The 24,911-nt window shown below is 70.7% G+C and carries 25 protein-coding genes; 13 read left to right on the forward strand and 12 right to left on the reverse strand.

Annotated elements, in window-relative coordinates; translation table 11 throughout:
* The first annotated feature begins 23 nt into the window (after positions 1 to 23).
* From SSMG_RS23470 to sbnA, 3 genes are read left to right on the forward strand one after another with little or no spacing between them, the layout of a single operon-like run.
* The gene (locus tag SSMG_RS23470) at positions 24 to 1,037 is read left to right on the forward strand and encodes a TauD/TfdA family dioxygenase (protein ID WP_009080060.1); all 1,014 of its coding nucleotides are present in this window, start codon (positions 24 to 26) and stop codon (positions 1,035 to 1,037) included.
* Positions 1,034 to 2,101, forward strand: coding sequence for a 2,3-diaminopropionate biosynthesis protein SbnB (gene sbnB, locus SSMG_RS23475; RefSeq protein ID WP_009080061.1), 1,068 nt, complete (start codon positions 1,034 to 1,036; stop codon positions 2,099 to 2,101). Before SSMG_RS23470 ends, sbnB begins: the two co-directional genes overlap by 4 nt.
* Before the next feature lie 41 nt (positions 2,102 to 2,142).
* The gene (gene sbnA, locus SSMG_RS23480) at positions 2,143 to 3,117 is read left to right on the forward strand and encodes a 2,3-diaminopropionate biosynthesis protein SbnA (protein WP_037714610.1); all 975 of its coding nucleotides are present in this window, start codon (positions 2,143 to 2,145) and stop codon (positions 3,115 to 3,117) included.
* A 45-nt stretch (positions 3,118 to 3,162) separates the two neighbouring features.
* Here sbnA and SSMG_RS23485 read toward each other — a convergent pair whose 3' ends face one another.
* The 7 genes from SSMG_RS23485 to SSMG_RS23515 form a co-directional block, all read right to left on the reverse strand.
* Positions 3,163 to 4,350, reverse strand: coding sequence for an Ig-like domain-containing protein (locus SSMG_RS23485; protein WP_009080063.1), 1,188 nt, complete (start codon positions 4,348 to 4,350; stop codon positions 3,163 to 3,165).
* A gap of 34 nt (positions 4,351 to 4,384) precedes the next feature.
* Positions 4,385 to 5,284, reverse strand: coding sequence for a M56 family metallopeptidase (locus SSMG_RS42550; RefSeq protein WP_009080064.1), 900 nt, complete (start codon positions 5,282 to 5,284; stop codon positions 4,385 to 4,387).
* Positions 5,281 to 5,628 (reverse strand): BlaI/MecI/CopY family transcriptional regulator, encoded by a 348-nt coding sequence (locus SSMG_RS23495; RefSeq protein WP_037717808.1) that lies wholly within the window; start codon positions 5,626 to 5,628, stop codon positions 5,281 to 5,283. The genes SSMG_RS42550 and SSMG_RS23495 overlap by 4 nt, the downstream gene beginning before the upstream one ends.
* Positions 5,629 to 5,712: 84 nt before the next feature.
* A complete protein-coding gene (locus SSMG_RS23500) occupies positions 5,713 to 6,657 on the reverse strand; it encodes a cation diffusion facilitator family transporter (RefSeq protein WP_234392734.1) in 945 nt (314 codons plus the stop codon).
* Between the two features lie 73 nt (positions 6,658 to 6,730).
* On the reverse strand, positions 6,731 to 7,399 hold the full coding sequence (locus SSMG_RS23505; RefSeq protein ID WP_009080068.1) for a M23 family metallopeptidase: 669 nt from the start codon (positions 7,397 to 7,399) through the stop codon (positions 6,731 to 6,733).
* Positions 7,400 to 7,463: 64 nt separating this feature from the next.
* The gene (locus SSMG_RS23510; RefSeq protein WP_009080070.1) at positions 7,464 to 8,204 is read right to left on the reverse strand and encodes an SDR family NAD(P)-dependent oxidoreductase; all 741 of its coding nucleotides are present in this window, start codon (positions 8,202 to 8,204) and stop codon (positions 7,464 to 7,466) included.
* Between the two features lie 26 nt (positions 8,205 to 8,230).
* Positions 8,231 to 8,968 carry an SDR family NAD(P)-dependent oxidoreductase gene (locus SSMG_RS23515; protein WP_009080071.1) on the reverse strand — a complete coding sequence of 246 codons (738 nt, stop codon included), beginning with the start codon at positions 8,966 to 8,968 and terminating at the stop codon, positions 8,231 to 8,233.
* Positions 8,969 to 9,046: 78 nt separating this feature from the next.
* Between SSMG_RS23515 and SSMG_RS23520 the strand changes: the two genes are divergently transcribed.
* Positions 9,047 to 9,874 carry a helix-turn-helix transcriptional regulator gene (locus tag SSMG_RS23520; protein ID WP_009080073.1) on the forward strand — a complete coding sequence of 276 codons (828 nt, stop codon included), beginning with the start codon at positions 9,047 to 9,049 and terminating at the stop codon, positions 9,872 to 9,874.
* A gap of 420 nt (positions 9,875 to 10,294) precedes the next feature.
* Here SSMG_RS23520 and SSMG_RS23525 read toward each other — a convergent pair whose 3' ends face one another.
* Positions 10,295 to 10,978 (reverse strand): transglycosylase family protein, encoded by a 684-nt coding sequence (locus SSMG_RS23525; RefSeq protein WP_009080077.1) that lies wholly within the window; start codon positions 10,976 to 10,978, stop codon positions 10,295 to 10,297.
* A 1,250-nt stretch (positions 10,979 to 12,228) separates the two neighbouring features.
* Here SSMG_RS23525 and SSMG_RS23530 point away from each other — a divergent pair.
* The 3 genes from SSMG_RS23530 (at position 12,229) to SSMG_RS42555 (ending at position 17,617) form a co-directional block, all read left to right on the forward strand.
* Positions 12,229 to 13,590, forward strand: a complete 1,362-nt coding sequence (locus SSMG_RS23530; protein WP_009080080.1) for an aspartate aminotransferase family protein — start codon at positions 12,229 to 12,231, stop codon at positions 13,588 to 13,590.
* 430 nt (positions 13,591 to 14,020) lie between these two features.
* Positions 14,021 to 14,749, forward strand: coding sequence for a hypothetical protein (locus SSMG_RS23535; protein ID WP_009080082.1), 729 nt, complete (start codon positions 14,021 to 14,023; stop codon positions 14,747 to 14,749).
* 96 nt (positions 14,750 to 14,845) lie between these two features.
* Entirely contained in the window at positions 14,846 to 17,617 is a 2,772-nt protein-coding gene (locus tag SSMG_RS42555; protein ID WP_050788260.1) for a hypothetical protein, read from the forward strand.
* 49 nt (positions 17,618 to 17,666) lie between these two features.
* On the opposite strand, the gene SSMG_RS23545 is transcribed toward SSMG_RS42555, so the two are convergent.
* The gene (locus SSMG_RS23545) at positions 17,667 to 18,746 is read right to left on the reverse strand and encodes a YeiH family protein (protein WP_100266853.1); all 1,080 of its coding nucleotides are present in this window, start codon (positions 18,744 to 18,746) and stop codon (positions 17,667 to 17,669) included.
* Positions 18,743 to 18,874 (reverse strand): hypothetical protein, encoded by a 132-nt coding sequence (locus SSMG_RS47115; protein WP_255409766.1) that lies wholly within the window; start codon positions 18,872 to 18,874, stop codon positions 18,743 to 18,745. The genes SSMG_RS23545 and SSMG_RS47115 overlap by 4 nt, the downstream gene beginning before the upstream one ends.
* A gap of 172 nt (positions 18,875 to 19,046) precedes the next feature.
* Between SSMG_RS47115 and SSMG_RS23550 the strand changes: the two genes are divergently transcribed.
* The 3 genes from SSMG_RS23550 (at position 19,047) to SSMG_RS23560 (ending at position 22,508) form a co-directional block, all read left to right on the forward strand.
* Positions 19,047 to 20,012 carry an LLM class flavin-dependent oxidoreductase gene (locus tag SSMG_RS23550; protein ID WP_037714617.1) on the forward strand — a complete coding sequence of 322 codons (966 nt, stop codon included), beginning with the start codon at positions 19,047 to 19,049 and terminating at the stop codon, positions 20,010 to 20,012.
* A complete protein-coding gene (locus SSMG_RS23555) occupies positions 20,009 to 21,265 on the forward strand; it encodes an LLM class flavin-dependent oxidoreductase (protein ID WP_009080092.1) in 1,257 nt (418 codons plus the stop codon). Before SSMG_RS23550 ends, SSMG_RS23555 begins: the two co-directional genes overlap by 4 nt.
* A gap of 196 nt (positions 21,266 to 21,461) precedes the next feature.
* Positions 21,462 to 22,508 (forward strand): LLM class flavin-dependent oxidoreductase, encoded by a 1,047-nt coding sequence (locus SSMG_RS23560; RefSeq protein ID WP_009080093.1) that lies wholly within the window; start codon positions 21,462 to 21,464, stop codon positions 22,506 to 22,508.
* Here the strand turns inward: SSMG_RS23560 and SSMG_RS47120 are convergent.
* Positions 22,505 to 22,666 carry a hypothetical protein gene (locus tag SSMG_RS47120; RefSeq protein ID WP_234392735.1) on the reverse strand — a complete coding sequence of 54 codons (162 nt, stop codon included), beginning with the start codon at positions 22,664 to 22,666 and terminating at the stop codon, positions 22,505 to 22,507. The genes SSMG_RS23560 and SSMG_RS47120 overlap by 4 nt on opposite strands.
* Positions 22,667 to 22,700: 34 nt before the next feature.
* On the reverse strand, positions 22,701 to 22,865 hold the full coding sequence (locus SSMG_RS47125) for an IclR family transcriptional regulator C-terminal domain-containing protein (protein ID WP_199841085.1): 165 nt from the start codon (positions 22,863 to 22,865) through the stop codon (positions 22,701 to 22,703).
* 23 nt (positions 22,866 to 22,888) lie between these two features.
* Here SSMG_RS47125 and SSMG_RS47130 point away from each other — a divergent pair, with 23 nt between their 5' ends.
* The 3 genes from SSMG_RS47130 to SSMG_RS23575 all read left to right on the forward strand — a co-directional run bounded on the left by SSMG_RS47130 (position 22,889) and on the right by SSMG_RS23575 (position 24,859).
* Complete coding sequence (locus SSMG_RS47130) at positions 22,889 to 23,077, forward strand: hypothetical protein (RefSeq protein WP_050788261.1); 189 nt, start codon at positions 22,889 to 22,891, stop codon at positions 23,075 to 23,077.
* Positions 23,074 to 23,571, forward strand: a complete 498-nt coding sequence (locus tag SSMG_RS23570) for an N-acetyltransferase (RefSeq protein ID WP_009080096.1) — start codon at positions 23,074 to 23,076, stop codon at positions 23,569 to 23,571. Before SSMG_RS47130 ends, SSMG_RS23570 begins: the two co-directional genes overlap by 4 nt.
* Before the next feature lie 412 nt (positions 23,572 to 23,983).
* The gene (locus tag SSMG_RS23575) at positions 23,984 to 24,859 is read left to right on the forward strand and encodes an NADP-dependent oxidoreductase (RefSeq protein WP_009080098.1); all 876 of its coding nucleotides are present in this window, start codon (positions 23,984 to 23,986) and stop codon (positions 24,857 to 24,859) included.
* The last annotated feature ends 52 nt before the right edge of the window (positions 24,860 to 24,911 follow it).

Here is a 24,911-nt window from a genome sequence, read left to right on the forward strand (position 1 = left end):
GCGGAAAGCGAAGGGATTCCACGATGTCGTTGTCCAAATTCCTGCCGAAGGCTTCCCCGCCCGAGCCCGATTTCTGTCCCGGGCTGCCCGCGGTGCTGCGGGCCGAGGCGGGCGGCGACCCGGCCGGCTGGGCGAGCACGCACCGGGAGACGGTGCGAAGACTCGTCGCCGAATACGGCGCGGTGCTCGTCCGCGGTCTCGGGCTCGCCGACCGGACCGCGGTCGCGGCCGTGTTCGGGAGGCTGACCGACCTGCTCACGACCGAGCGGGAGGCGTTCGCGCCGCGCACGGCGTACCCGGGCGGGGTGCACTCCTCGACGGAATGGCCGCCGAACCAGCCGATGTGCATGCACCACGAACTCAGCTACACCCTCGAATTCCCCGGCCTGCTGCTGTTCGCCTGCGTCAGCCCGCCGTCCTCGGGCGGGGTCACCGGGGTCAGCGATTCCACCGCCGTGCTGGCCGCGCTGCCCGCCGGCCTGCGCGCCCGGTTCGAACGCGACGGCTGGCTGCTCACCCGGAGCTTCAACGACGAGATCGGGGCGTCGGTCGCCGAGGCGTTCGGCACCGAGGACCGGTCCGCGGTCGAGAAGTACTGCCGCGCCAACGGGATCGAGTTCGAATGGCAGCCCGACGGCGGCCTGCGCACGCGGCAGCGCCGCCGGGCGGTCGTCGGGCATCCGGTCACCGGCCGGGCGTGCTGGTTCAACCAGATCGCCTTCCTCAACGAGTGGACGATGGCCCCCGAGGTGCACGAGTACCTGGTCGACATCTACGGGGCCGACGGCCTGCCGTTCAACACGCGCTTCGGCAACGGCGACCCGATCGGCGAGGACGTCGTGCACCTGCTCAACGAGGTGTACGAGGAACACACCGTCCGCGAACCGTGGCAGGCGGGAGACCTGCTGCTGGTAGACAACGTCCGCACCGCGCACAGCCGCGAGGCCTACGAGGGCCCGCGCGAGGTGCTCGTCGGGCTGGCCGACCCGGTGCGGCTTTCCGACTGCTCGCTCGCTGCTGAGGGGAAAAACCAGTGACCACGCAAGCTTCTGCCGCCGAATCCGCGTCCGCGGAGCCGGCGGCCGTGCCGCCGTTCGCGGTGATCTCCGGCGCCCAGGTCCAGCAGGCGCTGTCCGGGCGCGAACGCGAGGTCGTCGACCTCGTCGAAACCGCCTACCGGGTGCACGGCTCCGGCGATTCGGTCAACCCGCCCTCCTATTTCCTGCGCTTCCCCGACCGCCCGGCCGACCGGATCATCGCCCTGCCCGCCTCCCTCGGCGGGAAGACCAACGTCGCGGGCCTGAAGTGGATTTCCAGCTTCCCGGCCAACGTCGCGGCGGGGATCCCGAGGGCGTCGGCGGTGCTGATCCTGAACGACCTCGCGACCGGGTATCCGTTCGCCTGCCTGGAAAGCTCCATCATCAGCGCGACCCGGACCGCCGCCTCCGCCGCGCTCGCCGCGGACTGGCTCAGCCGGACCCGGCAGCGGCCGCGGCGCGTCGGGTTCTTCGGCGTCGGCCTGATCGCCCGCTACATCCACACCTTCCTCGCCGGGACCGGCTGGGAGTTCGACGAGATCAACGTGCACGACCTGAATCCGGACAGCGCGGGAGGGTTCCGCGGCTACCTGGAGCAGGCGGGCTTCGCCGGAGAAATCAGCGTGCACGAGACGGCCGAGGGCCTGGTCCGGGACAGCGATCTGGTGGTCTTCGCGACCATCGCGGGCGAACCGCACGTGCACGATCCCTCGTGGTTCTCGCACCATCCGCTGGTGCTGCACGTGTCCTTGCGCGATCTGGCCCCGGAAGTCCTGCTGGCGTCGGCGAATTTCGTGGACGACGTCGACCACTGCCTCAAGGCCAACACGTCGCCGCATCTCGTCGAACAGCGCACCGGCAGCCGGGATTTCCTGCTCGGCACCCTCGACGACGTGCTGACCGGCCGCGTCAGCCCGCCCGCCGACCGGCCGGTGGTCTTCTCGCCGTTCGGGCTCGGCGTTCTCGACCTCGCGGTCGGGGCCTTCGTCCACGAGAGAGTGTCCGACGCCGGCGGACTGCACGTCATCGAGGACTTCTTCCACGAACTGCGCCGGTACGGCTGACCGCCGTCCGCCACTGAGCTTTGCCTGAAGGGGAGAAAACTGTGCGTGTCATCACCGTTCCCGAAGCTTTCAACGAGGAGGCGCTGTACGTCGACCTCCGCTGGAGCTTCGGCTACTCGCTCTACCTCAAATGCGAGGGGTTCAACTTCGCCGGCTCCATCAAGCTGAAGGCCGCGACCGAGATGGTCGACGCGGCCGAACGCGACGGCCTGCTGCGGCCGGGCTCGATCATCGTCGAATCGTCGTCGGGCAACCTCGGCGTCGCGCTCAGCATGATCGCCGCCAGCCGGGGGTACCAGTTCCTGTGCGTCACCGATTCCCGCTGCAACCTGGCGACGCGCCGCGCGATCGAGGCGCTCGGCAACGAGGTGCACATCATCACCGAACCCGACCCGGAAAGCGGTTTCCTCGGGGCGCGCATCGGCCACGTGCGCATGCTGTGCGCCTCCGACGAGCGCTACGTCTGGCTCAACCAGTACACCAACCCGGACAACTGGGGAGCGCACTTCCACCGCACCGGGCCGGAAATCGCCGCCGCGTTCCCGAATCTCGACGTGCTGTTCGTCGGCGCGGGCACCACCGGCACGCTGATGGGCTGCGCGCGGTTCTTCCGGCAGTGGCACCGGCCGGTGCGGATCGTCGCGATCGACAGCGTCGGCTCGGTGACCTTCGGCGGCCCGGCGGGCAGGCGGATGCTGCCCGGGCTGGGCACCAGTGTGCGCCCGGCGATCCTCGACGAGTCCTATGTGGACGACGTGGTCCTCGTCGAGGAACCGGATTCGGTCCGGGCGTGCCACCGGCTGGCGCGCAACGGGTTCCTGTTCGGCGGTTCGACCGGGACGGTGGTCAGCGGCGCCACGAGCTGGCTGTCCGAACACGACGCGCACCACCTGACCGCGGTGGCCGTCGCCCCGGACCTCGGCGAGCGCTACCTCGACACGATCTACCAGACCAACTGGCTGCAGGGCATCTACGGAGAGGACGTGCTGTCGCCCCGGCCCCGCCAGTCCGTCTGACCCGCGCGGCGGCGCGCCGGCCGTTCCCCGGTGCGCCGCCCTCCGTCAGACCTGCTTCGTCCATTCCTCCCAGCTGAAGCGCCAGTCGGTCCAGCCGTCGCCCGGTTTCAGGTCCACGCCGGTGTCGGTCACGACCACGACGTCCCCGCGATGGGAGTTCTCGTAGAACCACTTCGCGTTCTCGACGCTGACGTTGAGGCAGCCGTGCGAGGTGTTGGTGCGCCCCTGCTGCCGGACCGACCACGGCGCGGAGTGCAGGAACTGGCCCGAGTTGGTGAGCCGCAGCGCGTACTTGACCGTGGTGCGGTAGCCGCCCGGCGAGTCGGTGGGCACCCCGTACGTGCTGGAATCCATGGTGTACGGCGACTGCACGGTCATGATCAGCATGGTGCCGGACACGCTGCGCGCGGACGGTTTGCCGAGGCTGACCGGGGACGTCAGGACGAGCTGGCCGTCCTGGTACGTCCGCATCTGCTTTTCCTTGTCGGACACCTTCGAGATGATCGACGGGCCGGTCTTGAAGGCGATCTTCCGGTCGGCCTTGCCGAACACGCCGTTGCCGAGCGCGCGGCCGGCGATCTTGATGTCGAGGGTGATCGTGGAGTAGGCCGGCCAGTATTCCTTGGTGCGGTAGTGCACCTCGTCGTCGCCGAACCAGCGCCACGCGCCGGTGGCGGGCTTGTCGGAGGTCACGGTGAGCATCTTCTCGGCGGCGGCCTTGTCCGCGACCGGCGCGGAGAACTTGACCGTGATCGGCATGCCGACGCCCGTCGTCTCGCCGTCGAGCGGGATCACCGACGGGTAGGCCTGCGCCTTGGCGGTCGCGGTGGTGAAGGTGCTCGTGCGGGTCACCGGATTGCCGTCCGCTCCGACCGAACGCGCGGTGAGCGTGTACTTCGTGCGGTATTCGAGGGGCTTGCTGCTGGTCCAGCGTTGTTTCGCGGGGTCCAGTTCGCCCGGGACCGGGGTGCCGTCCGCGGCCGCGAGGGTGACCTCGCTCAGCGTGGCGCCCCCGGCGACCGCGGTGACGGGTTCGCCGGGCGCGACGTCGTTCGAGCCGTCCTTCGGCCCGAGGTCGAGGGTCGCGGGCTTGGCCGCGGCGCTGGTCTTCGGGTCGTTGCCCGCGGCGGGACCGGGGCCCGGTGCGGACGTGCATCCCGCGGCCAGCGCCAGCCCGGCGAGGATCCCCGCGATGATCTGCGTTTTTCTCCCCAGCACCTGATCTGCCCCCATTCGCGAGTACTACCGGACATAGTAGTCATACCGGTCAGGCGCGGAGCAGGGCGGGAGCCGCCGTCCAGGCTCCGGCGACGATCAGGGCCGCGGCGGTGCTCACGGGGAGTAACGCGGCCGCTGCGAAGGCGACAAGGCCGGTCAACGCGGTGTCATCGCCGCGGGCGAGGTGCTGCAGGCGAAGTGCGACGGCCGACGAAGGCACCGCATGCATCCGGCGCAAAGCCGCGCTGACGGTCGCCGGTCCGTGCCGCCGCCCAGCCGCGGCGTCCGCGCTCAACTCCACCGCGGCGGCGGCGAACTCCGGCGACCTCCGAGCCAGCGGAACGAACGGCAGCGCCGCCGCCACCGCGTGCGCGAACCCGACCAGGCGGTGGTGGCGTCCGCGCAGATGGGACCGTTCGTGGTCGACCACCGCGGCGAGTTCGGCTTCAGAGAGGTCCTTCGCGAGCCCTTCGGAGAGGACGACGAGGCCGGGCTTTCCCGCGACGCTGTAGGCGAGCTTCTCCTCCAGCGGCAGCCACCACACCCCCGCCCGCGCCCGGCACACGATCGACAGGTCCGCGAAATGCCGGTCGTGCAAACGAAGCTGATGCCGGTAGAGCCGGATAGCCGCCAGGGCGAACGCCCCGGCCGCGCCCGCCGCGAGCAACGCGCCGGAGACGCCGAGCACCTCGTCCAGATGCAGCACTTCGCGATGCCGCGAGGCGTCGAGCCGCAGCCGCGCGACCACCTGCCGCGCCAGTTCGTGCCCCGGCCCGAACGCCGTCACGACCGCCCCGGCTCCGGCGGCGATCATGCTGCCCAGCAACAGAATCCACGCGACGAAGCGCAGCGGCGCAGGCATCCGAGCGCGCAATATCCGACGCAGCAACAACGGCCCGCAGCACCCCACCAGCGCCGCAGTCGCGACGAGCGCCGCGGAGACGATCACGAGCGCTTCCGCAGCCCGCGCCGCAACGCTTCCCGCTCCCCCTCGGACGCCGACCGCGCGAAATGCAGCAGCACTCCTTCGGGATCGCCGACGTCCGCGAGCAGGTTCCGCATCGCGCGCGCCGCGGCCTCTTCTCGCGAGAGAGCCGGCGTGTAGCAGTAGGCGCGGCTGCGTTTTTCGCGTTCCACCCAGCCCTTGCTGTGCAGGTGGTCAAGGACGGTGAGGACCGTCGTGTAGGCGAGGTCCCGGTTCAGCGCGTCGAGCACTTCGCGGACGGTGCGCGCTTCGCCCGCGCGCCACAAGACGTCCATCGCCGCCGATTCCAGCTCGCCGAGTCCTTGCACGCCACGCATCCTAGGGCTCGCTCGTCCGGCGTCTGCTTCGCTGCTGTGCGCCTCGTTTTCGGCCCGCGCCGGGCCGGGTGGCGGTCAGCGGCCGGTGAACCGGTACGTCGGCCCGTGCGACCGTTCGCAATGCTCGGCCCGGTCCTCGTCGACGTGGTCCACCTGCAGCGTCGTGTGGTCGAGCCGGTGCCGGGACCGCATGATCTCCTCGATCCCGGCGCGCACCGCGTGGCAGTCCGCCGCGGGCCGCACCAGCACGTGCGCGGACAGCGCGGGCTCGCCCGAGGTGATCTGCCAGATGTGCAGGTCGTGCACCTGCACCACGTCCGGGACGGACGCCACCTGCTCCCCGACTGCCCCCGGGTCGATCCCCGCGGGCGCGGCCTCCAGGAAGATCCGGCCCGATTCGCGGACCAGGCCCCAGCCCGCCTTCGCCATCAGCGCGGCGACGACCAGCGCGGCGATCGCGTCCGCGCGGGCGAATCCGGTCCACCACACGACCGCGCCGGCCACCGCGGTCGCGATGAACGCGTAGAGGTCGTTGAGGATGTGCTGGAACGCGCCCTCGACGTTCAGGCTCGACCGGTTCGCCCGGCTGATGCACCAGCTCGCCGCGACGTTCACGACGATCCCGGCCAGCGCCGTCACGAGCACCAGCGCGCCCTGGACCTCCGGCGGTTCGATCAGCCGAGCGACCGCCTCGTAGAGGAACCACGCGGTGAGCAGCAGCAAGGTGATCCCGTTGGCCTGCGCGGACAGGATTTCCGCGCGCTTGAGCCCGTAGGTGAACCCGCCCTTCGCCGGCCGCGCCGCCAGCCGGATCGCGACCAGCGCGAGCACGATCGACGCGGCGTCGGTCAGCATGTGCCCGGCGTCGGTGATCAGCGCGAGCGACCCGGCGATCAGGCCGATCACCAGCTCGACGGCCATGAACCCGACGATCAGCACCAGCGCCCGCACCAGCCACTTGCGGTCCGCCCCCGCCGTCACTCCGTGGCCGTGGCCGTGGCCCGTGTTGTGCTCGCTCACTCGCACCGTCCCTGACATATAGTGAAACGTGCATGTATTGTGGCGCACGCTCCGGCCCTGCGTCCACCCGGGATCACCCGCCCGGAGCGATCCGCACGCCGAGCCCGCGCAGCCAGCGCAGCGGATCGGTCTTGCGCTCCCCCGCCGCCCACACCTCGAAGTGCAGGTGTGGCCCGGTCGACTGCCCCCGGTCGCCCACCTCGGCGATCGCCTGCCCAGCCGCCACGCGCTGCCCGGCGGAAACCGAATAGCGGTTGACGTGGCCGTACACCGTGACGGTCCCGTCGTCGTGCCGGACGCGGACCCACAGCCCGAACCCGCTCGCCGGACCGGCCTCGAGCACGGTCCCGGCGAGCGGCGTCCGGACCGGCGTGCCGATGGCGTTCGCGACGTCCAGGCCGTAGTGGGTCGTTCCCCAGCGGGCGCCGTAATTCGAGGTGATCGTGCCGGTCACCGGCGCGTAAGCACGGGGTTGTCCGGCTTCCTGGCGAGCTTTCTCGGCACGCCGCAGCCGGTCGTCGCGGACCTGGGCGGCGGACTTCAGCACCGCCAGCTCCGCCGTGGGCGGACGCGCGGAAACCGGAAGCACCTCGTGGCCCGTCGCTGTCAAGTCACGTTCGCGCTCAGCCGGAGCCGCCCGCGCCACCGCCGCGAACGCCGCCCCGCCCGCGAAGCCCGCCAGGACGAGCCCCGCGCCGAGCCCGCCGCGAGCGCCGGCGGAAACCCGGTTCGAACGCCGCACCGCGGTGCTCCTCTCGCCGGACCTCGGGATCAAGTACTACGCCGGATAGTAGATGATGCCGGGGTCAGTACGCGGTGAGCCCGCCGTCCACGACCAGTTCGGTTCCGGTCACGAACGAGGATTCGTCGCTGGCCAGGAAAAGCATCGCGCGCGCGACCTCGGCGGGACTGCCCGCGCGGCGCATCGGCGTGCGGACGATGTCGGGCTGCCGGTCGCCTTGTTCGTCGAGCAGGTCCTGGATCATCGGCGTGGCGATGACGCCCGGGTGCACCGAGTTGACCCGGACGCCGCGCGTCGCGTACTCGACCGCGGCGGTCTTGGTCAGCAACCGCACCGCCCCTTTGGACGCCTGGTACGCGGCCGCCGCGCCGCTGCCGACCAGGCCCAGCACCGAGGAAGTGTTGACGACCGATCCGTTGCCGGAGGCGCGCAGCAGCGGCATCGCGGTCTTCATCCCGAGCCAGGTTCCGGTCTGGTTGACCGCGATCACCCGGTCCCAGCCGTCCACTGTGGTCTCCTCGATGCCCGGCCAGTCCACGATCCCCGCGATGTTGACCAGCACGTCGAGGCGGCCGAACCGCTGCCGCGTCCGTTCGACGACCTCGCGCCAGTTTTCCGGCGAGGACACGTCCAGCACCTCGGCCAGCACGTCGGTCTCCAGCCGCGCCGCGAGTTTCTCCACCGCGTCGGGATCGACATCGGTCACAACCAGCCTGGCGCCCTCGCGCGCGAACAACTCCGCCGTCGCCTGCCCGATACCGCCGGTCGCCCCGGTGAGCAACGCTACTTTTCCCTTGAGCCGCATGGGGTATTCCTTTCTTCGGAGGGAACTCAAGCCGCCGTGTAACCGCCGTCGGCCGCGACGACCGCACCGGTGACAAACGCGGACCGCGGCGAAGCCAGGAAGCCGATCACCTCGGCGATCTCTTCCGGCTGCGCGACCCGGCCGAGCGGATGGACGTCGCCGAAGGACCGCAGATACGCCCGGCTGTCGGCGCGGAAACTGTCGAGCAGGTCGGTTTCGACTACGCCCGGCGCGACCACATTCGCGCGAATTCCGTGCGGAGCGCCTTCCAGCGCGAGCACTTTCGTCAATTGCGACAGCGCTCCCTTGGACGCGCTGTACGCCGCCGCCTCGGCCAACCCCACCGTGCTGGCGAACGAGCCGACAGTGACAATCGCTCCCCCGCCGTTGTCACGCATCACCCGAAACGCCTCTCGCGCATGCAGAAACGCTCCGCGCGCGTTGACGGACAGCACCTCGTCCCAGTCTGCCGCAGTCGTCTCCGTGACCGGCTTGTTCACCGACCGCCCAGCATTGGCGACCAGAATGTCGAGCCCGCCGAACCGCTCGAGCGCCGCAGCCACTGACCGCACCGCGACGTCCTCTTCGGACACATCGCCGACCAGCACCGCCACGTCCTCGTCGGCCAACTTTTCCACCTCAGGCCGGAGGTCGGTGGCCACCACTCGTGCCCCGCGGGCGCGCAGCCAAGCGACCGTCGCCTCGCCGACCCCGCGCGCGGCACCCGTGACCAGGGCGACCTTTCCCGCCAGTTCTTTCGTCATGCCGACCAGTCTCAGCGCCTGTGCGGGTCGCTGACAGGACGTGTCACACCCACCCAGCCGCCGCCTACCCTGGACCGCATGGGCAGTACAGATCTCGGCGACTTCCTGCGAGCACGCCGCGCACAACGCTCCCCGGAGGACGCGGACGTGCGCTATTCCGGCAGGCGCAAGGTCTCCGGCTTGCGCCGCGAGGAAGTCGCCGTGCTCGCCGGAGTGAACGTCGACTACTACGCACGCCTGGAACAGGGCCGCGAAACCCGCCCCTCACCGCAAGTACTCGACGCCCTCAGCCGCGTCCTCGACCTGCCGCCTGACGCCCGCGCCCACCTGTACCGCCTCGCCGGCGCAGCCCCGCCCGACGCCCTTTCCCCCGCACCCCAATCGGTAAGCCCCGAACTGCGGCAACTCATGGACAGCTATCCGCAAGCGCCCGCGTTCGTGCTCAACCGCGTCCTGGACATCCTGGCGACGAACACCCTCGCCGACGCGCTGTTCTCCCCGTTCGAAACCGCGGACAACCTGGCCCGCATGACCTTCCTCGACCCAGCGGGACGGCAGTTCTACACCCGCTGGGACTGGACCGCCCAGGCCACCGTCGCGAACCTGCGCGCAGCGACGGGAGACCCCGCCCTGCCCCGGTTGACCGCCGAACTCAGCGAGGGCAGCGGGGAGTTCCGGGCTTTGTGGGAAACCCATGAGGTACGCGGAAAAACCCGCGAGCCGAAACAGTTCGCGCATCCCGCGGTCGGGCCGTTGACGTTGACTTATCAGGCGTTTGACGTGCGCAGTGCACCTGGGCAGCAGTTGATCGTCTATCAGGCTGAGCCGGGCAGCCGCAGTGCCGAGGCGCTCTCGTTGTTGCGCAGTGTTCCGTTGCGGGTCAACGGGAAAGCCGCTCAGGGGTAACCGCGCGAGTTCACGTGCGCGAAGTCGGCAGCGAACACATCGAACCGGCGCGGTCCGGAATGCCCGGGCGAAATTTGCGTGCGCGCCCCTCGCCTTATCGGCTTCCTCGGCCAGGACTTTCTGATCCGGCCGGTTTCCACGCTGCAACCGAAAGGCTGCCAGCTCGGATCAGCCACGCATACGCGGGAATCGAGCGCAAATTTCCCGCGCTCCTCGAACATCCTTAGCCCACGAGGCAAGGCGTGCGGCGCGAACCGGCCCGTGTTCCCACAATGCGGGCCCGTCCGCCCCGCACGCCGACCGCCGGGGCGCGCGTTCGGTGCCCGAGCGCACTTTCGCGCGCGCGTGCACCGGCGGCCTCCGGCCGGGGCCGCGCCGCCCGGGGGAAAGCGGCGCGGGCCCGGCCAGGGCCCCGGCGGGTTACTTCGTGACGATCTTCTGCCCGACCAGGATCAGGTTCGCGTCGGGGATGTACTTCGCGTTCAGCTGCTGCAGGTGCTGCCACCCGCCGTCGACGCCGAGGTTCTGCGCGATCCCGGACAGGGTGTCGCCGGCGGCGACGGTGTAGCTGCCGTCCGGGTTCGAGGCCGGCGCGGCGTGCTTCGGCGCGGACTTCACCTTCGTCTCGGCCTTGACCTCGACCTCGACCTTCGGCTTCGCGACGGAGGCCTCGACCTCGGCCGAACCGCCGGAGGTGTCGCCGCCGAAGTCCGCGTAGCTCGCCGGGCCGGAGCCGCCGCGGCACTGCCACGGGGCCGAACCCTGCTTCGCGTAGATCCGGTCCGCGACGATCTGCTGCTGCGCGGGCGTGGCCTTGTCGGCCGTCGGGGCGAACTGGCCGCCGCCGTTCGCGAGCCACGTCTTCGTGACGATCTGGAACAGGCCGGCGGGGCGGCCCGCGCGCTGGCCCGCCGCGGTGTTGTTGACCGCGGTCGGGTTGCCGCTGCTCTCGCACTTGACGATGCCGGCCTGCCCCGGGAAGGCGTTGGCCGTGCCCGCCCCGGCGAGGCCGATGCCGCCGAGGGTGGCGCCCGCGAGAGCCGCGGTCGCGCCGGTGCGCTGGAGAGCTGTTTTCGTCTTGCTGGGTTTGCTGTGCCGTCCCACGGTGGGTGGGCTCCTTCTCTGTCACGCCCCGCCACCGTCCTCGCACCTGGTCCAGGCAGCGAGCCGCGACGGCGCGCGGCGGCTTCCGGGTCGCTGATCCTCGGGGTAGATCGCAGGTCACCGCAAAAGCGCGAGAAGATTACGAAACGGAAACAGCAGGTGTACAGAGTCAGTGGGATCGGCCACAGATCGCCTCGGCGCGTAGCAGACGGGCGACGGTGCGTCATGCCCATGGCGCGATACTTGGTTACTCAATCACAGCTCAACCCCAACGATCTACCCGCCCTCATCACCTCAAACGCCAGCCAAAATGGTACAGTTAGTTATTTTCCTACTCTGCACTTTGTTTGGTATACGCACGCTTATGTTCAGTTACGGTCGAGATTGACATCAGTCCGCGGGCAGTCGGGCCAGACCCCCGGACGCGCCCGCGAAGCCGCACCGCCATGGTCTGGACCAGCGACCACCGGTCCAGACCACCACGGTGGTCTGGACCACAACCCCGAGACGAAAACCGCACCCGCAACCGGACCCGGACGGCGAAAAGGCAGGAAACACCCCGGAACCCTCGACAATTCCCTCATCCGGCACGTCCCGGAACCCCGGCCGCGACCCTCCGGAAAACATCTCACGATGCGGTCTCCCGGCCCCGATTCACACGCCGGAAACGGACCGTGAATATTCACGTTTCGTTTCGCGCCGCCGCGAACACCGTCGTGCATTCAGTCGTTCAGCCCAGTACGGCGAACTCCGCGAAATCGCCGCGTTCACTCTCCCGGCGCATTGCCTCGCCTCCTCCCGCCCGTTCCTTTTCTTTCCGGAGCCGGACCCCGCCCGCCGTCCTCGCGCGTACCGGTGCCCCGGAACCGGCTGCGCTACTCTGTGCCGCGCGGTATTCCAGTGAGGTCGCCCGGGGAGGGCTGCGCCCAGCGCGGCCCTCCCCCGCCTCTGCTCGCGAAAACCGTTTTCCGGCGGTGCGCGAATCCCTGCGAAAAGGAGGAGGAGTGCATGACGGACGCACGGCGCGAAATCGGCGGAACGCATCCCCCGGCAAGAACCGGGGTGTTCTGTCCGACGCCCGCCACCGCGATACCGCGCCGTTCCCCGGCGAAGCGCGCCCGGCGGCTCTCCCCGAGCGCTGAGCGGGAACGATTCGCCCTTTTCGAAGGGAAGGCCGCCGCGCACCGGGGCGGGCTCCCGGCGGCCGGGTCCGGCCGCGCCACCACCACTGTCAGGGGAGAACAGGCCAGATGACCATCCTCGACCATCCCGCGCCGCTCACCGGTCCCGCCGTGCACTGCGATCTGCCCGGCCCGCGCTCGGCCGAGTACCTCGCGCGGCAGGACCGCCGGGAACCGAACTCCCGCGGCGGCCCGCGACGGCTGCCGATCGCGATCACCGAGGGTTCGGGCAGTTTCGTGCGCGACGCCGACGGCAACGTCTTCATCGACTTCCTCGCCGGGGCGGGCGTGCTCTCCCTCGGGCACAACCATCCCGAACTGGTCGCGGCCATGACCGCGCAGCTGAGCAAGCTGACCCACGCGCTCGACTTCGCGACCCCGGTCAAGGACGAGTTCTCCGAGGCCCAGCTCGCGATGCTGCCCGAGCCGCTGCGCTCGCGGATGAAACTGCACTTCTGCGGCCCCGCCGCGACCAACGCGGTCGAGGCCGCGCTGAAACTGTGCAAAACCGCGACCGGACGCGGCGGCGTCGTGTCGTTCCAGGGCCGGTTCCACGGCAGCGCGCACGCCGCGCTGGGCCTGACCGGGAAGCGGCCGGGCGCGCACCCCCTGACCGGCACGCAGTATCCGCCGTACTCCTCCTGCCCGAGATGCCCGACCGGCCACGATCCGGACACCTGCGCGACGACCTGCCCGGACCTGCTCGAACGCTCGCTGCACGATCCCGACGGCGGCCTCCCGCTGCCCGCGGCGGTCGTGCTCGAACTGGTGCAGGGCGAGGGCGGCGTGGTCCCGGCGCGAGCGGATTTCGTGCACCGGGTCCGCGAGCTGACCCGGGAACTGGGCATCCCGCTGATCGTCGACGAACTGCGGACCGGCTGCGGCCGCACCGGAACCTGGTTCGCCTTCGAACGCTACGGCATCGAGCCCGATGTGATCGTCGCGTCCAAGGCGCTGAGCGGGATCGGCTCGCCGGTCTCGCTGATCATCTACGACGAGCGCCTCGACAACTGGGCGCCGCGCGCACAGGCCGGCGCGTTCCGCGGCAATCAGCTCGCCTTCGCCGCGGGGGCGCGGGCGATCGAGGTCGTCAACCGCGACAGCGTGCTGGACAACGTCGTCGAACGCGGAGACCAGTTCGAGGAGCTGCTTTCCCCGCTGGCCAGCCATCCGTGGGTGACCGACGTGCGCGGCGCCGGGCTGATGTGGGGCATCGAACTGGCCGACCCGCGCACCGGGGCGCCCGCGTCAGGACTCGCGCTGGCCGTGCAGAACCACGCGCTGCGCCGCGGGCTCATCGTCGAATTGGGCGGACGCGGCGACAGCGTGGTGCGCTTGCTGCCGCCGCTCAACGTCACCGCCGACGTCGTGCGCACGGCCGCCGGAATCCTGCTCGCCGCGCTCGACTCCGCGACCCGGGAGGCGCGCTGACTCCGCGGCGCGCCGCGGTTCTACTGTCAGTGCGGGTTTCCGGCGGACGGCGGCGAAACTCGTCTTCTGAGTAGGTTTCGGGTCGCTGAACCGACTGAGCCGCCCGGGATGTCCTTTCTCCGCGGCTCCCGGAAACACGGAAAGTAGTTCCGCAATTCGAGTCTCGGAAATTGTGCGCGCAGAGTGACCTCCCCCGGCGAGGGGAGCCGTCGATCTTGCTGCGCCCGCCTGCCGGAATGCGCGGCCCACCTGCACATCCACTGCGTGCCCGCCGACCAAGAGCACCGTTCGGCATTCACTCTAACGGGGAAGAGGCAATTACGGATCTAGTGCTCGTCGTCACTGTTTGTCAGACTGGGAACAACGCATCGTTTCGCCGGTGAGGAATCGCCGCTCGCGAACGCACGCACCGTTTCCAGGAGGCCTCGTCATGAGGTGTGGCAGCACGGCCGAAATGCCCGCGAGCCAGGTGGCTCGCTGGGCCGTGCGCATCCTGGTGACGACGGCGGCGCTCGCGGGCGGGATCCTTCTCGCGTGGCTGATTTCGTCTTCGTCCGCCGCCGCCGAACCACTGCCGCCGCCGCCCGATCTTCCTTCGCTCGTCAAGGACGCTGGCGTTCCGCACCTTGTGGACAGCGTGCGGAAAGCCGACGCCGCAGCAGTGAGCAAGGAAATCGTTGGCACAGTGGAGAAAACGGTCTCCCGTCTGGTCCGGACTGTCACCCCGGCACCCGCGCCAGTCGTCACGCAGCCGCCTAGCGCCACCATCCAGCCGAAGCGAACCACTGCCGTCGAACCACCGGCGAAACCCGCCACGCGGGCGGCGGAAAAGGCCACCACACCGCCGACCGCCGTCAAACGACAGGCACCCGTCACAGCGAGTGCCGCTCCGCAAACAGCCCCGGCCAACCACATCGCCCGACACCCGACTCACCGGCCATCCGCGCCCGCACATTTCGGCTTCGCGCCGAAAGCGAAGCACGCGCCGGCGATTCCGCCGTCGCCTGGCGTATTCCTCTGGCACAGCGGTTCGGCCCAGTGCGAAGCGCAGCAACTGACGCGGCTGTCCGAACCGACGCCGGTCGCGATTCCGGCTCGGCCCCGCGACACCTCCTGCCCGGCCGGCACGAACGCCCGGCCCGGATACGACCCGGACTAGCGCCGCCGGAATTCTTCCCCGCACCGCACCCGATTCTTCTCGGGCTTCGAAGTCGTGCCCGAAATCTCCGTCCGCTCAACGAACAAAGGAATTGTCATGCACATCTGGGTCAAACGCGGCATGCAGACCGCGCTGCTCTCGGGCGGCTTGCTCGTCCTCGGCACCGGAATCGCCTCGGCCGCCGACAACACCAGCCCGGACACTCCGGCGAATCCGGTCGACGCCGGGGTCACCGTGCCGATCGACATCGGCGACAACGTCCTCGGCACCCCGCTCGGGCAAACGAAACTGCCCGGATACCAGGGCGAGATCTCCACGAAGACGCTCACCAACCCGCTCCGGCAAGCCTTGCCGGCCCAAGCTCCGCGCGCGCCGAAACCGGTCGCCGCCAACCCCGCGCGGAACGCGCCCGTCCCGGCCAAGGCTGCACGCACCCAGGCCGCCGCGCCGCCGAGCGATCCCTTGCGCGGCAACCGAGCGAACGCCGAACTGGCGGTACCGGTCCAGATCGCCGGAAACGCCTTCGCCGCGGGCGGCCCCGCCGAGGTCGACGGCTCGAACCACCACCAGACGTACCAGAACAACCACGACATCACGACCAGCGGCGCGGGCACCCCGCTCGGCGGGAACGTGGTCGACGCGCGCTGGGCGGTGCCGGTGCAGTTCGCGAACAACGCGATCTCCTGGGCCGGCGCCGCGCGCACGAAGGGCGGCCGCGCCGAGCAGACCACCTCGACGACCGGAGCCGACACCACCGACGGCCGCGGCGGCACCGGCTCCGGCAACGTCCTGGCCGGCCAGTGGGCGACGCCGGTGCAGGTCACCGGGAACGCGGCGTCCTGGGGAGGTTCGGCCCGCACGACCGACTCGCAGGCACACGACACGACCTCGTCCGGCGGCCCGATCTCCAGCGCCGGCAAGGACGGCACACTCGCCGGCAACGTCGGCGCGGCGCCGCTGGCGTTTCCCCTGGAATTCAACGGAAACGCCCCGACCTGGGGCGGTGTGTCCACAGTAGACTCCTCGAACACCGCGGACACGGTGACCGCCGGCGGCACCAAGGAAGGGATCAACCACATCCCGTCCTACGTGCAGACCGACGGCGACCGCGGCACCGGTTCCGGCAACATCGTGCAGCCGCAGGGCGCGGGCCTCGCGAACGTGGCGAGCGTCGCGGCCGCGTGGGCGGGCAAGTCCAGCACCGGCGGAGTGCACGGCAGCCCGCTCGCGGACCCGGTTCCGCTGCCCGGCTATCCCTTCCCCACCGGCAACCCGCTGACCGGCGGCATCGACCCGTCCGCACCGGCGCCGACCGGCCAGCCGACCCGGCCGGACGGGTCGCCGCTGTGGCCGGTCCCGATCCCGAGCCCGCAGCCGGTGGCACCGGCGCAAGCGCCGAAGTCGGCGTCCAGCTCGAAATCGACGGTCACGTCCGGCGGGTTCTCCTCCACGTCCGCGCAGGACGGCACCGGTTCGGGCAACATCGCCGACGCGCCGCTGGCCGTCCCGGCCGAGGTGTTCGGCGTAGCCGGGAACTGGGGCTTGGAATCGTACGCGGGGCACGACAACACGTCCGACGTCAAGGCGGGCAGCGGCACCTACTCGAACGGCAACGGCGGGAAGCTGTCCGGCAACCTCGCGTCCGCGCCGGTCGCGGCCAGCCCGGACGTGTTCGGCTCCGGCGCCTCGTGGATCGGCAACAGCTACGGGCAGGCCACCAACACCAAGAACGTGCAGGCGGGCGGCTACGACGGCACGCAAGGCAACAACTCGGCGGCCTCCGGCAACATCGTCACCGCTCCGGCCGCGCTGCCCGCCGAGGTGTTCGGCGTCGGCGGGTCGTGGATCGGCCAGGGCGTCGGAGTCGCCGACGAGCACAAGAGGGTCACCGCGGGCGGGGACGGAAACACCAACGACGACAACGGGAAACTGTCCTCGAACGTCGTCGCGGCCCCGCTTTCCGCCCCGACTCAGGTCTTCGGCGTCGGAGCCGCGTGGCTCGGCCGGGGCGTCGGCGAAGCAGGCAACCACACCGATTCGAAGGCGGGCGGCAATTACCACGGCACCGGCGCGCTCGGCACCGCGGCCGGGAACATCGCGCAGGCCCCGGTTTCGCAGGTCACCCAGGTCGACGGGATCGGAGCGGCGTGGGGCGGCTACGGACAGGGCGTGTCCGACAACACCACCGATTCCCGGGCAGGCGGCAAGAATGTCGCCGACGGCACCGGCGGCACCCTCGCGGGCAACGTCGTCAACGCTCCGTCCGCCGGGACCGCGGGCGCGTTCGGCCTGGCCGGGGCGTGGATCGGCCGGACGACCGGCGACGCGACGAACAACGTCACCTCCACCGCGGGCGGCGACACCCGCACCGCAGGCGACCGCGGCCAACTGTCCGGCGACGCGGTCTCGGCGGAAGCGCTGCCGATCGCCCAGGCCTTCGGCGATTCGGCGGCGTGGATCGGGATGGTCGACGGCAGTGCGGTGAACCGCACCCGCAACACCTCGGGCGGCGACATCACCAGCTCCGGCACCGGCACGTCCGGCATGGTGCAGGACGTGCCGACCTCGGAGGTGGCGCAGGTGTTCGGCGACTCGGCGGTGTGGGGCGGGGTCGCGAACGCGTACGGCGACAACGTCACGCACGGCAACTCCGGCGGAACCGTCAGCACGACCGGCCAGCACAACCAGACGCCGGTCGGCGCGGTCGGGCAGGTCTACGGGCTGAGCCCGGCGCTGCTCGGACAGGCGACGTCCATCGTGCCGGAGAACGTCACGCAGGTGGCGGACGGGAACACCCCGGCACAGCTGACCCTGCCGCTGAGCCCGTCGGCGTTGCCCGCCACCGGGATTCCGACGCTGCCCCAGTGAGCCACGCGGGGCGCCCGGGCCGCGCCACCCGGGCGCCCCGCCTGCTCGGTCAGAAGCTGAACCACTGCGAGGACACCAGCACCAGTCCCAGCGAGCACAGCGCGACCACCACCAGGCCGAGCGCGGCCACGAGCAGCGGCCGCCATCCGCTGCGGGCCATCTGGCGCAGGTCGAAGTTCAGGCCGACCCCGGCGAAGCACAGCAGGAACGCCCACTTCGAGAGGTTTCCCAGATTGGCGACCTGCGCCTTGGCGAACAGGTGCGCGGTCGCCAGCGCGGACACCGCGATGAAGCCCAGCACGAACTTGGGGAAGGTGCGCCACACGAAACCCGCCCGGCCCTTCAGCCCGCCCGCGACCGCCTTGCCGCCGCGGGTGGACCAGTACGCCGCGTACCCGAGGACGACCAGGCCGATCAACGCGTTCCGCGTGCTCTTCACCGCGACCGCGACGTCCTGCGCATGCGGGGAGTACGCCGCGCCGGTCGCGGTCGTCTCGGCGGTGTTGTCCACCGCGAGTCCCGCCCACAGACCGAATTCGGTGTCGGTCAGGTTCAGCGCGTGCCCGATCGCCGGGAAGGTGAAGAGCGCCACCGCGCCCAGCGCGAGAATCGCGGCGATGGCGTAGCCGGAGTCCTCGTCGTCGGCGTCGATGGACCCGCGCCCGGCGATGATCGCTGACACGCCGCAGATCGAGGTGCCGATCGCCAGCAGCGAGGACAGTTTGCCGCCGAGGCCGAAAGCCTTGCCCACCAAGAGGATCACGGTGGTCGCCACGGCCATGTCGACCAGGATCAAGCCCAGGCTGAACCCGCCGAGCTTGGCGAGGTCGCCCAGCACGAACCGGGCGCCGAGCAGGACGATGCCGGTCTTCAGCCAGAACTCGTAGGTCCCGACCCCGGGCCGGAACAGCGCCGGGATGCCGATCGTGTTGCGGATGACGAGCCCGAGGACGATCGCCCACAGCACGTACTCGATGTCCGGCAGCGCGGTCCCGGTCGCGTGGCCGAGGCTGCGGATGCCGTTCTGCGCCAACGTTCCCACAATGCCGACTGCTGCCAACAGCAGAAGCCCCGGCAGATATCTCACGACCGCGGGCACCGTGCGGCGGCCCTCCAGCGCGGCGGTCATTTGACGAGGAACGGAATCGCCGGCAGCACGCCGAACGCGGCCAACGCCACCAGAACGGCCGCGACCAGCACCGCGGCCCAGTCGGCGCTGATCCGCGCAGCGCCTCGCGGCTTCGCATCTGAACTCATGACCGCAGGACTGTAGGCGGACCGGCCGCCGCGGTCCCCGGCGTCCACCAGCTGGGAACACCCCGTTGTGGACACCGACGGAACAACACCGTCCGGCCGCCCACATCCTGAACCTCGGTGCGGCGCGCCCCGGATTCCGGCTACCTGTGGCACAAACGAATCGAGGGCCCGCATGAGTTCATCGAAAACCTTGCACCTCGCGGTCGAACTCGACAGCGACGGAGCACCTCCGGAAACCAGTCCGCGCGCGCTGGCGGACGTCGTCGCCGACGCCGAGCGCGCCGGGTACACGTTCGCCACCTTCGACGACGCGCCCGTCCCGCCCGCCGGCGGATTCCGGGTCGACGCCACGGTCCGCGCCGCCTATTCCGCCACCCGGACGTCCCGCCTCGGCCTCGCCCCGACGTCGCACGTGCTGACCGCCGAACCGTTCCATCTGGCCGCCCAGCTGGCGAGCCTCGACCACGCGACGCACGGCCGCGCGGCCTGGATCGTCGGCACCGCGGCCACTCCCGAAGCGCTCGCGACAGTCGGCCGCGCCGCGCCCGACGATCTCCGCCAGGAGGTGGCCGACGTCGTCGAAACGGTCCGGCGGCTGTGGGACTCGTGGGAGGACGACGCGGTCATCAAAGACCTCGCCACTGGCCGCTACCTGAATCCGGACAAGGTCCACCACGTGGACTTCGTCGGGGACACCTTCTCCGTGAAAGGCCCGCTGATCACGCCGCGACCGCCGCAGGGCAGCCTCGTCGTCCTGGCCGCGGAGGAGTTCACCGAGGTCGTCCGCCCGGACATCGTCCTCACCGACGACCTCCGGCGCTCCCGCACGGCCGACGCTCGCCTGGTCTTCGGCGAACTGGAGGTCCGCTTCGACTCCGGCACGCCAGCAGCGAACGGCCGCACCCGCTACACCGGTTCGCCCGCCGGTCTGATCCCGTTCCTGGAGGAACTCGACCTCGACGGCGTGCGCCTGCACCCCGGCGCGGCGGACTTGCCGTTGCTGAGCCGAGAAGTACTCCCGGAACTGCGCCGACGAGGCCGGCACACTCCGCCGGAACCGGGCGCGACGCTCCGCACGACGCTGGGGCTTCCGCGTCCGCAGAACCGATTCGCCGTGTCGTCGAAGGGAATCGCATGACCGCGCACTTGCACCTCGGGGTCTTCTACCCCGGCGTCGGACCGCAGTTCCTGTGGGACGACCCGTCGAACGCGGCGCACACCGAGATCGAGACGTACGTGTCGGTCGCGCGCACGATGGAACGCGGGCTCTTCGACGCGTTCTTCCTCGGCGAGGGCTTGCGGGTCCGGGAAAACCGCGGCCGCGTGCACGCGCTCGACGTCGCCGGTCGCCCCGACGCGATCACGCAGCTCAGCGCACTTGCCGGGGCCACTACGAAAATCGGGCTCGTCGCCACGCAGAACACCACCTACAACTACCCCGCCGACCTGGCGCGCCGCCTGGCCTCGCTCGACTGCCTTTCCGGCGGACGGGCCGGGTGGAACATCGTGACCACCGACAACGCGTGGACCGGAGAGAACTTCCGGCACGGCGGCTGGCTGGCCCACGAGCGGCGCTACGAACGCGCGACCCAATTCGTCGAGGCCGCGAAAGCGTTGTGGGCCGGGCCGTTCGAGACGGACACCGACCTGGTGCGGCTGCGCGCCGAACCGACCGTCCCGCCGCGCCGCCCGGTTTTGTTCCAGGCCGGCGACTCCCCCGGCGGCCGGGAACTGGCCGCGCGACACGCCGACGTGGTCTTCTCCGCGAACACCGCCTACGACAAAGCCGCCGCCTACGCAGCCGACCTGCGAGCCCGGTTGGCACGCCACGGCAGGCCCGCTGACGCGGTACGCATCCTGCCTGGCGCGTCAGTCGTCCTCGGTGATACGCCAGCCGAGGCCGCTGAACGCGCGGAGGACATCCGGCGGCGCCAGATCAACCCGCAGCGGGCCATCGCGTTCCTCGAACAGTATTGGGGCCAGGACCTGTCGGCCTACGACCCGCACGGCCCGCTGCCGGACATCGAACCGGTCGAAGGGGAACTGGACCCGTCGCGCGGGACGATCTCGATCGAGCACCGCACGGGCAAGCTCGAGCGCATCCGGCAGTGGCGCGATCTCGCGGAGGCGAAGAACCTCTCGATCCACGAGCTGGTGCTGGAAGTGGAACCGCGGCACCACTCGTTCGTCGGAACGCCCGGGCAGGTCGCCGACGAATGGGCCCGCTACGTCGCCGACCGGGTGGTGGACGGGTTCAACCTCAGCCCGCACCTGGTGCCGGGCTCGATCGACGAGGTGGTCGACCGGCTGGTCCCGGAGCTGCAGGAGCGCGGGGTGTACCGCACGGAGTACACCGGGTCGACGCTGCGCGAGCATCTGGAGTTGCCGTGAAGTTCCTGCTTGTCTCGCCCGGGCGGGCGGTTGGACGCGCTGCCCGGGCGCGTCGCGCGTTCATCGGCGCTGCCGGGGATTCTGGGAAATTCCCACTGACCGCGCCCGGCCCGCCGGTCGCCGGACGCCCTGCGCCCCCGCGCCACGTCGCCGAACCGCGGCGCCCCTCGCCCACCGGCACCACCCTGGAGCGGCCGTGAAGTTCCTGCTCATCACCCTCATCACGCACACCCCCGACCCGGTCACCGGCGAACTCGCCGCCCCCGACGCGCGGCTGCGGGAGGTCGTCGACAACGCCGTGCTCGCCGAGGAGCTGGGCTTCGACGGCTACGGCGTCGGGGAACGGCACGAGCGCCCGTTCCTGTCGTCGTCCCCGCCGGTCGTGCTCAGCCACATCGCCGCCCGCACGCGCCGGATCCGGCTGTTCACCGCGGTCACGACGCTCAGCCTGCTCGACCCGGTGCGCGCGTTCGAGGACTACTCGATGCTGGACAACCTCTCCGGCGGCCGCCTCGAGCTCATCATCGGCAAGGGCAACGGCTCCGCCCAGCGCGAGCTGTTCGACGTCGCCCCCGAGGACCAGTGGGACCGCAACGCCGAGGGCTACGAGCTGTTCCGCAAGCTGTGGCAGGCGGACCGGGTCACGTGGTCCGGCCGGTTCCGTCCGCCGCTCACCGCCGCGGAGGTGTGGCCGCGACCGCTGCAGCAGCCGATCCGGATCTGGCACGGCAGCGCCACCAGCCGCGAATCCGTCGAACTGGCCGCGAAACACGGGGATCCGCTGTTCTCCGCGAACGTCACCAACCCGATCGAACCGTACGCCGAGCTGATCCGGCACTACCGGCAGCGCTGGGCCTTCCACGGCCGCGACCCCGCCGACGCCGTGGTCGGCGCGGGCACGGCCGGATTCCACCTGGCGACCCGCTCGCAGGACGCCCTCGACGCGTACCGCCCGATCTTCGAAGCCCGCCTGGCGCTCCAGCGCGAACTCGGCCAGGAACCGGTTTTCCCGACGCTGGAGGATTTCGTCGAACGCAGCTCCGCGCTGATCGGCAGTCCTGCTCAGGTCACCGAGAAGGTGTTGAGATATCACGAGCAGTTCGGCCACCGCGTGACGCACCTGTCCGCCGACCGCGACGGCCGGACGCCGCGGGAGCATCGCGCTGCTCTGGAACTGTTCCAAGCCGAGGTGGCACCAGCGTTGCGGCGCGCGATACCGGGGCCGCCGTGGCCGCCCAGCTAATACCGCTGCCCCGGCTCCAGCAACAACACCGCCAACGCCTCCGCGCACCGCTGCGCGCGCGAGAGAAACCACGGCAACCGGTCGTCGGTCAGAGTGTCCGAAGTGGACCGAAGCGCGAGCGCCGCGTGCACGTGTCCGGAAGCGCGAAGCACTGGCACCCCGATCGTCCGGACGCCGAACGCTGATTCCCCGTCATTCAGCGCGGACGCGGTCCGCGGACGCGGTCCAGTTCGGCGCGCAGGTCGTCCTCGCCCGGCGGCGCCACGCGAGCAGGACCTTGCCCAGCGCCGTCGAGTGCAGCCGGCGGCGCAGGCCCAGCCCGGCGGTCAGGGCGACGCTCGAGCCGGCCAGGATCACCGCGTCCGTGCCGCTGCGGGGAGATGACCAGCGTCGGAGCTTGCCCGCCCGGCCGGGATCCCGCGACCGCGCCGGGAAACCACGCGCCGGACGCCGAGTTCGACGACGCCGTCCTCCCCGACGGAGCGGCACTGCTGGCCGAACTCGCACAGCGGCGGCTCGGATATTCGCTGGACATGGCTTCTGGTGGAGCGCAAGATCAAGACACGTGACCGACCTCGCCGCCCTGCCGCTCGCCGATGCCCAGCTGTCCGAAGCCCAGCCCTCCGACGCCGCCGAACTCCTTGTGCTGCAACGATGCTGCTGGGTCCCGCAGGCGATCGTCAACGACACCTTCGACGTCCCCGCCCTGCACGAGGACCTGGATACCGTGCGCGGCTGGATCGAGACCACGCGCGGGTGGACCGTCCGGACCGGCGGCCGTCTCGTCGCGGCCGTGCGCGCCCATCTTGAGGAGGACCGCTGGGAGATCGGCCGGTTGATGGTGGCCCCGGACCTCGCCGGACGGGGCGTCGGCCGCTGGCTGCTGAGCTATGCCGAGCAGCAGGCTCCTCCGGAGGCGACCAGCCTGGTGCTCTACACCGGGGCGGGCAGCGAGCGGAACCTGACGATGTACCGCCGTGCCGGGTACCGGATCGCGGAACCTCCCGCGAATACGCTCGGGAAGCACATCCGCAGGGCGATCCGCCTGACGAAGAGCGCCTAGCGCTTCCCCCTACGCATCAACGCATCCACCCCGATCGCGTCCAGTTCGCCAGTGGTGACCGCGCTCAGGTCCAGCGGTCGGGCGATTGCGAAGAGGACCTCCGGCGACGTGTGCGCGGTCTGCGACTGCTCGAGCCGGGTGTAGTAGGTCGCGCCGGGAACCGCAGGTGACCAGGCCGATTTCGGCGGGTTGGACGCGCTCGCGCATCGGTCGCAGGTAGCTTCCGAGGTCGGTGTTCACCGGCTCTGGCACGGTTCCCTCCGAGATCACCGGAGACCGCGGAGTCAAGGACCGGCGCTGCTTCGACGGTAGTGCCGCCGTCACCAGTACAACCGCCGCCTAGCTCCCCGACCTCGGCCGCCGCACTCTGGCACCAGGGCCGCACCCCGGCGGCCGGACTGGAGCGAATCCCGTGAAAGCACTGCAGATCACCTCCTTCGGCACCGAAGCCGGTCTCACCGACGTCCCCGCGCCGAGCCCGGGACCGGGCCAGGTCGTAGTCGACGTCACAGCCGCTGCGCTCAACCCGCTCGACCTGAAGATCGCCTCCGGCGCGATGAACGACTTCTTCCCCGTCTCCCTCCCCTACGTCCTGGGCACCGACTTCTCCGGCAGGATCGCGACGGCAGGCCCGGGCTGGCAGATCGGCGACCCGGTCATCGGCCGCCTCGATCCCAGCGCGGGCGGCGCCTTCGCCGAGCAGCTCGTGATCGACGCCGCGCAGCTGGCTCCCGCACCGGCGCGGAGCAGCCTGGAAATCGCCGCGGGCCTCCCGACCGCCGCCGCGACCGCGTGGCAGGCACTGGTCGAAGTCGCGAATGTCCACTCTGGACAGACAGTGCTCGTGCACGCAGCCGCCGGGGGCGTCGGCAGTTTCGCGGTCCAGATCGCCCGGCGACTCGGTGCGCGGGTCGTCGCGACCGCGTCCGGATCGGGCGTCGCCGTCGCGGAGAAGCTCGGTGCCGACGAGGTCCTCGACTACCGGCAGGTCGCCTTCGACAGCCAGCTCCGCGGTATCGACGTCGTGCTCGACACTGTCGGCGGCGAAGTCACGACCCGGTCCCAGCAGGTGCTCAAGCCGGGCGGGCGGCTCGTGACCACTCCCGCCCCGGCCGAAGAGGCCGAGTTCGTGTTCCACGCCTCCGACGCGGCCCGGCTGGCCAAGGTCGCGGACCTGGACCTCGAAGTGCTCGTCGACCGCACCTGCCCGCTGGCCGACGGCGCCCAGGCGCTCGCCTACCTCGCCGAAGGCCACGCGCGGGGCAAAGTCCTGCTCAGCGTCGCCTGAGTGGTGCTGGCGTCGCCTGGCTGCGCCCGGTCGCGCGAAGGCATAGTGGCGG

Origin of the sequence: Streptomyces sp. AA4, from assembly GCF_000158875.1 — a bacterium.
Lineage (GTDB): Bacteria > Actinomycetota > Actinomycetes > Mycobacteriales > Pseudonocardiaceae > Amycolatopsis.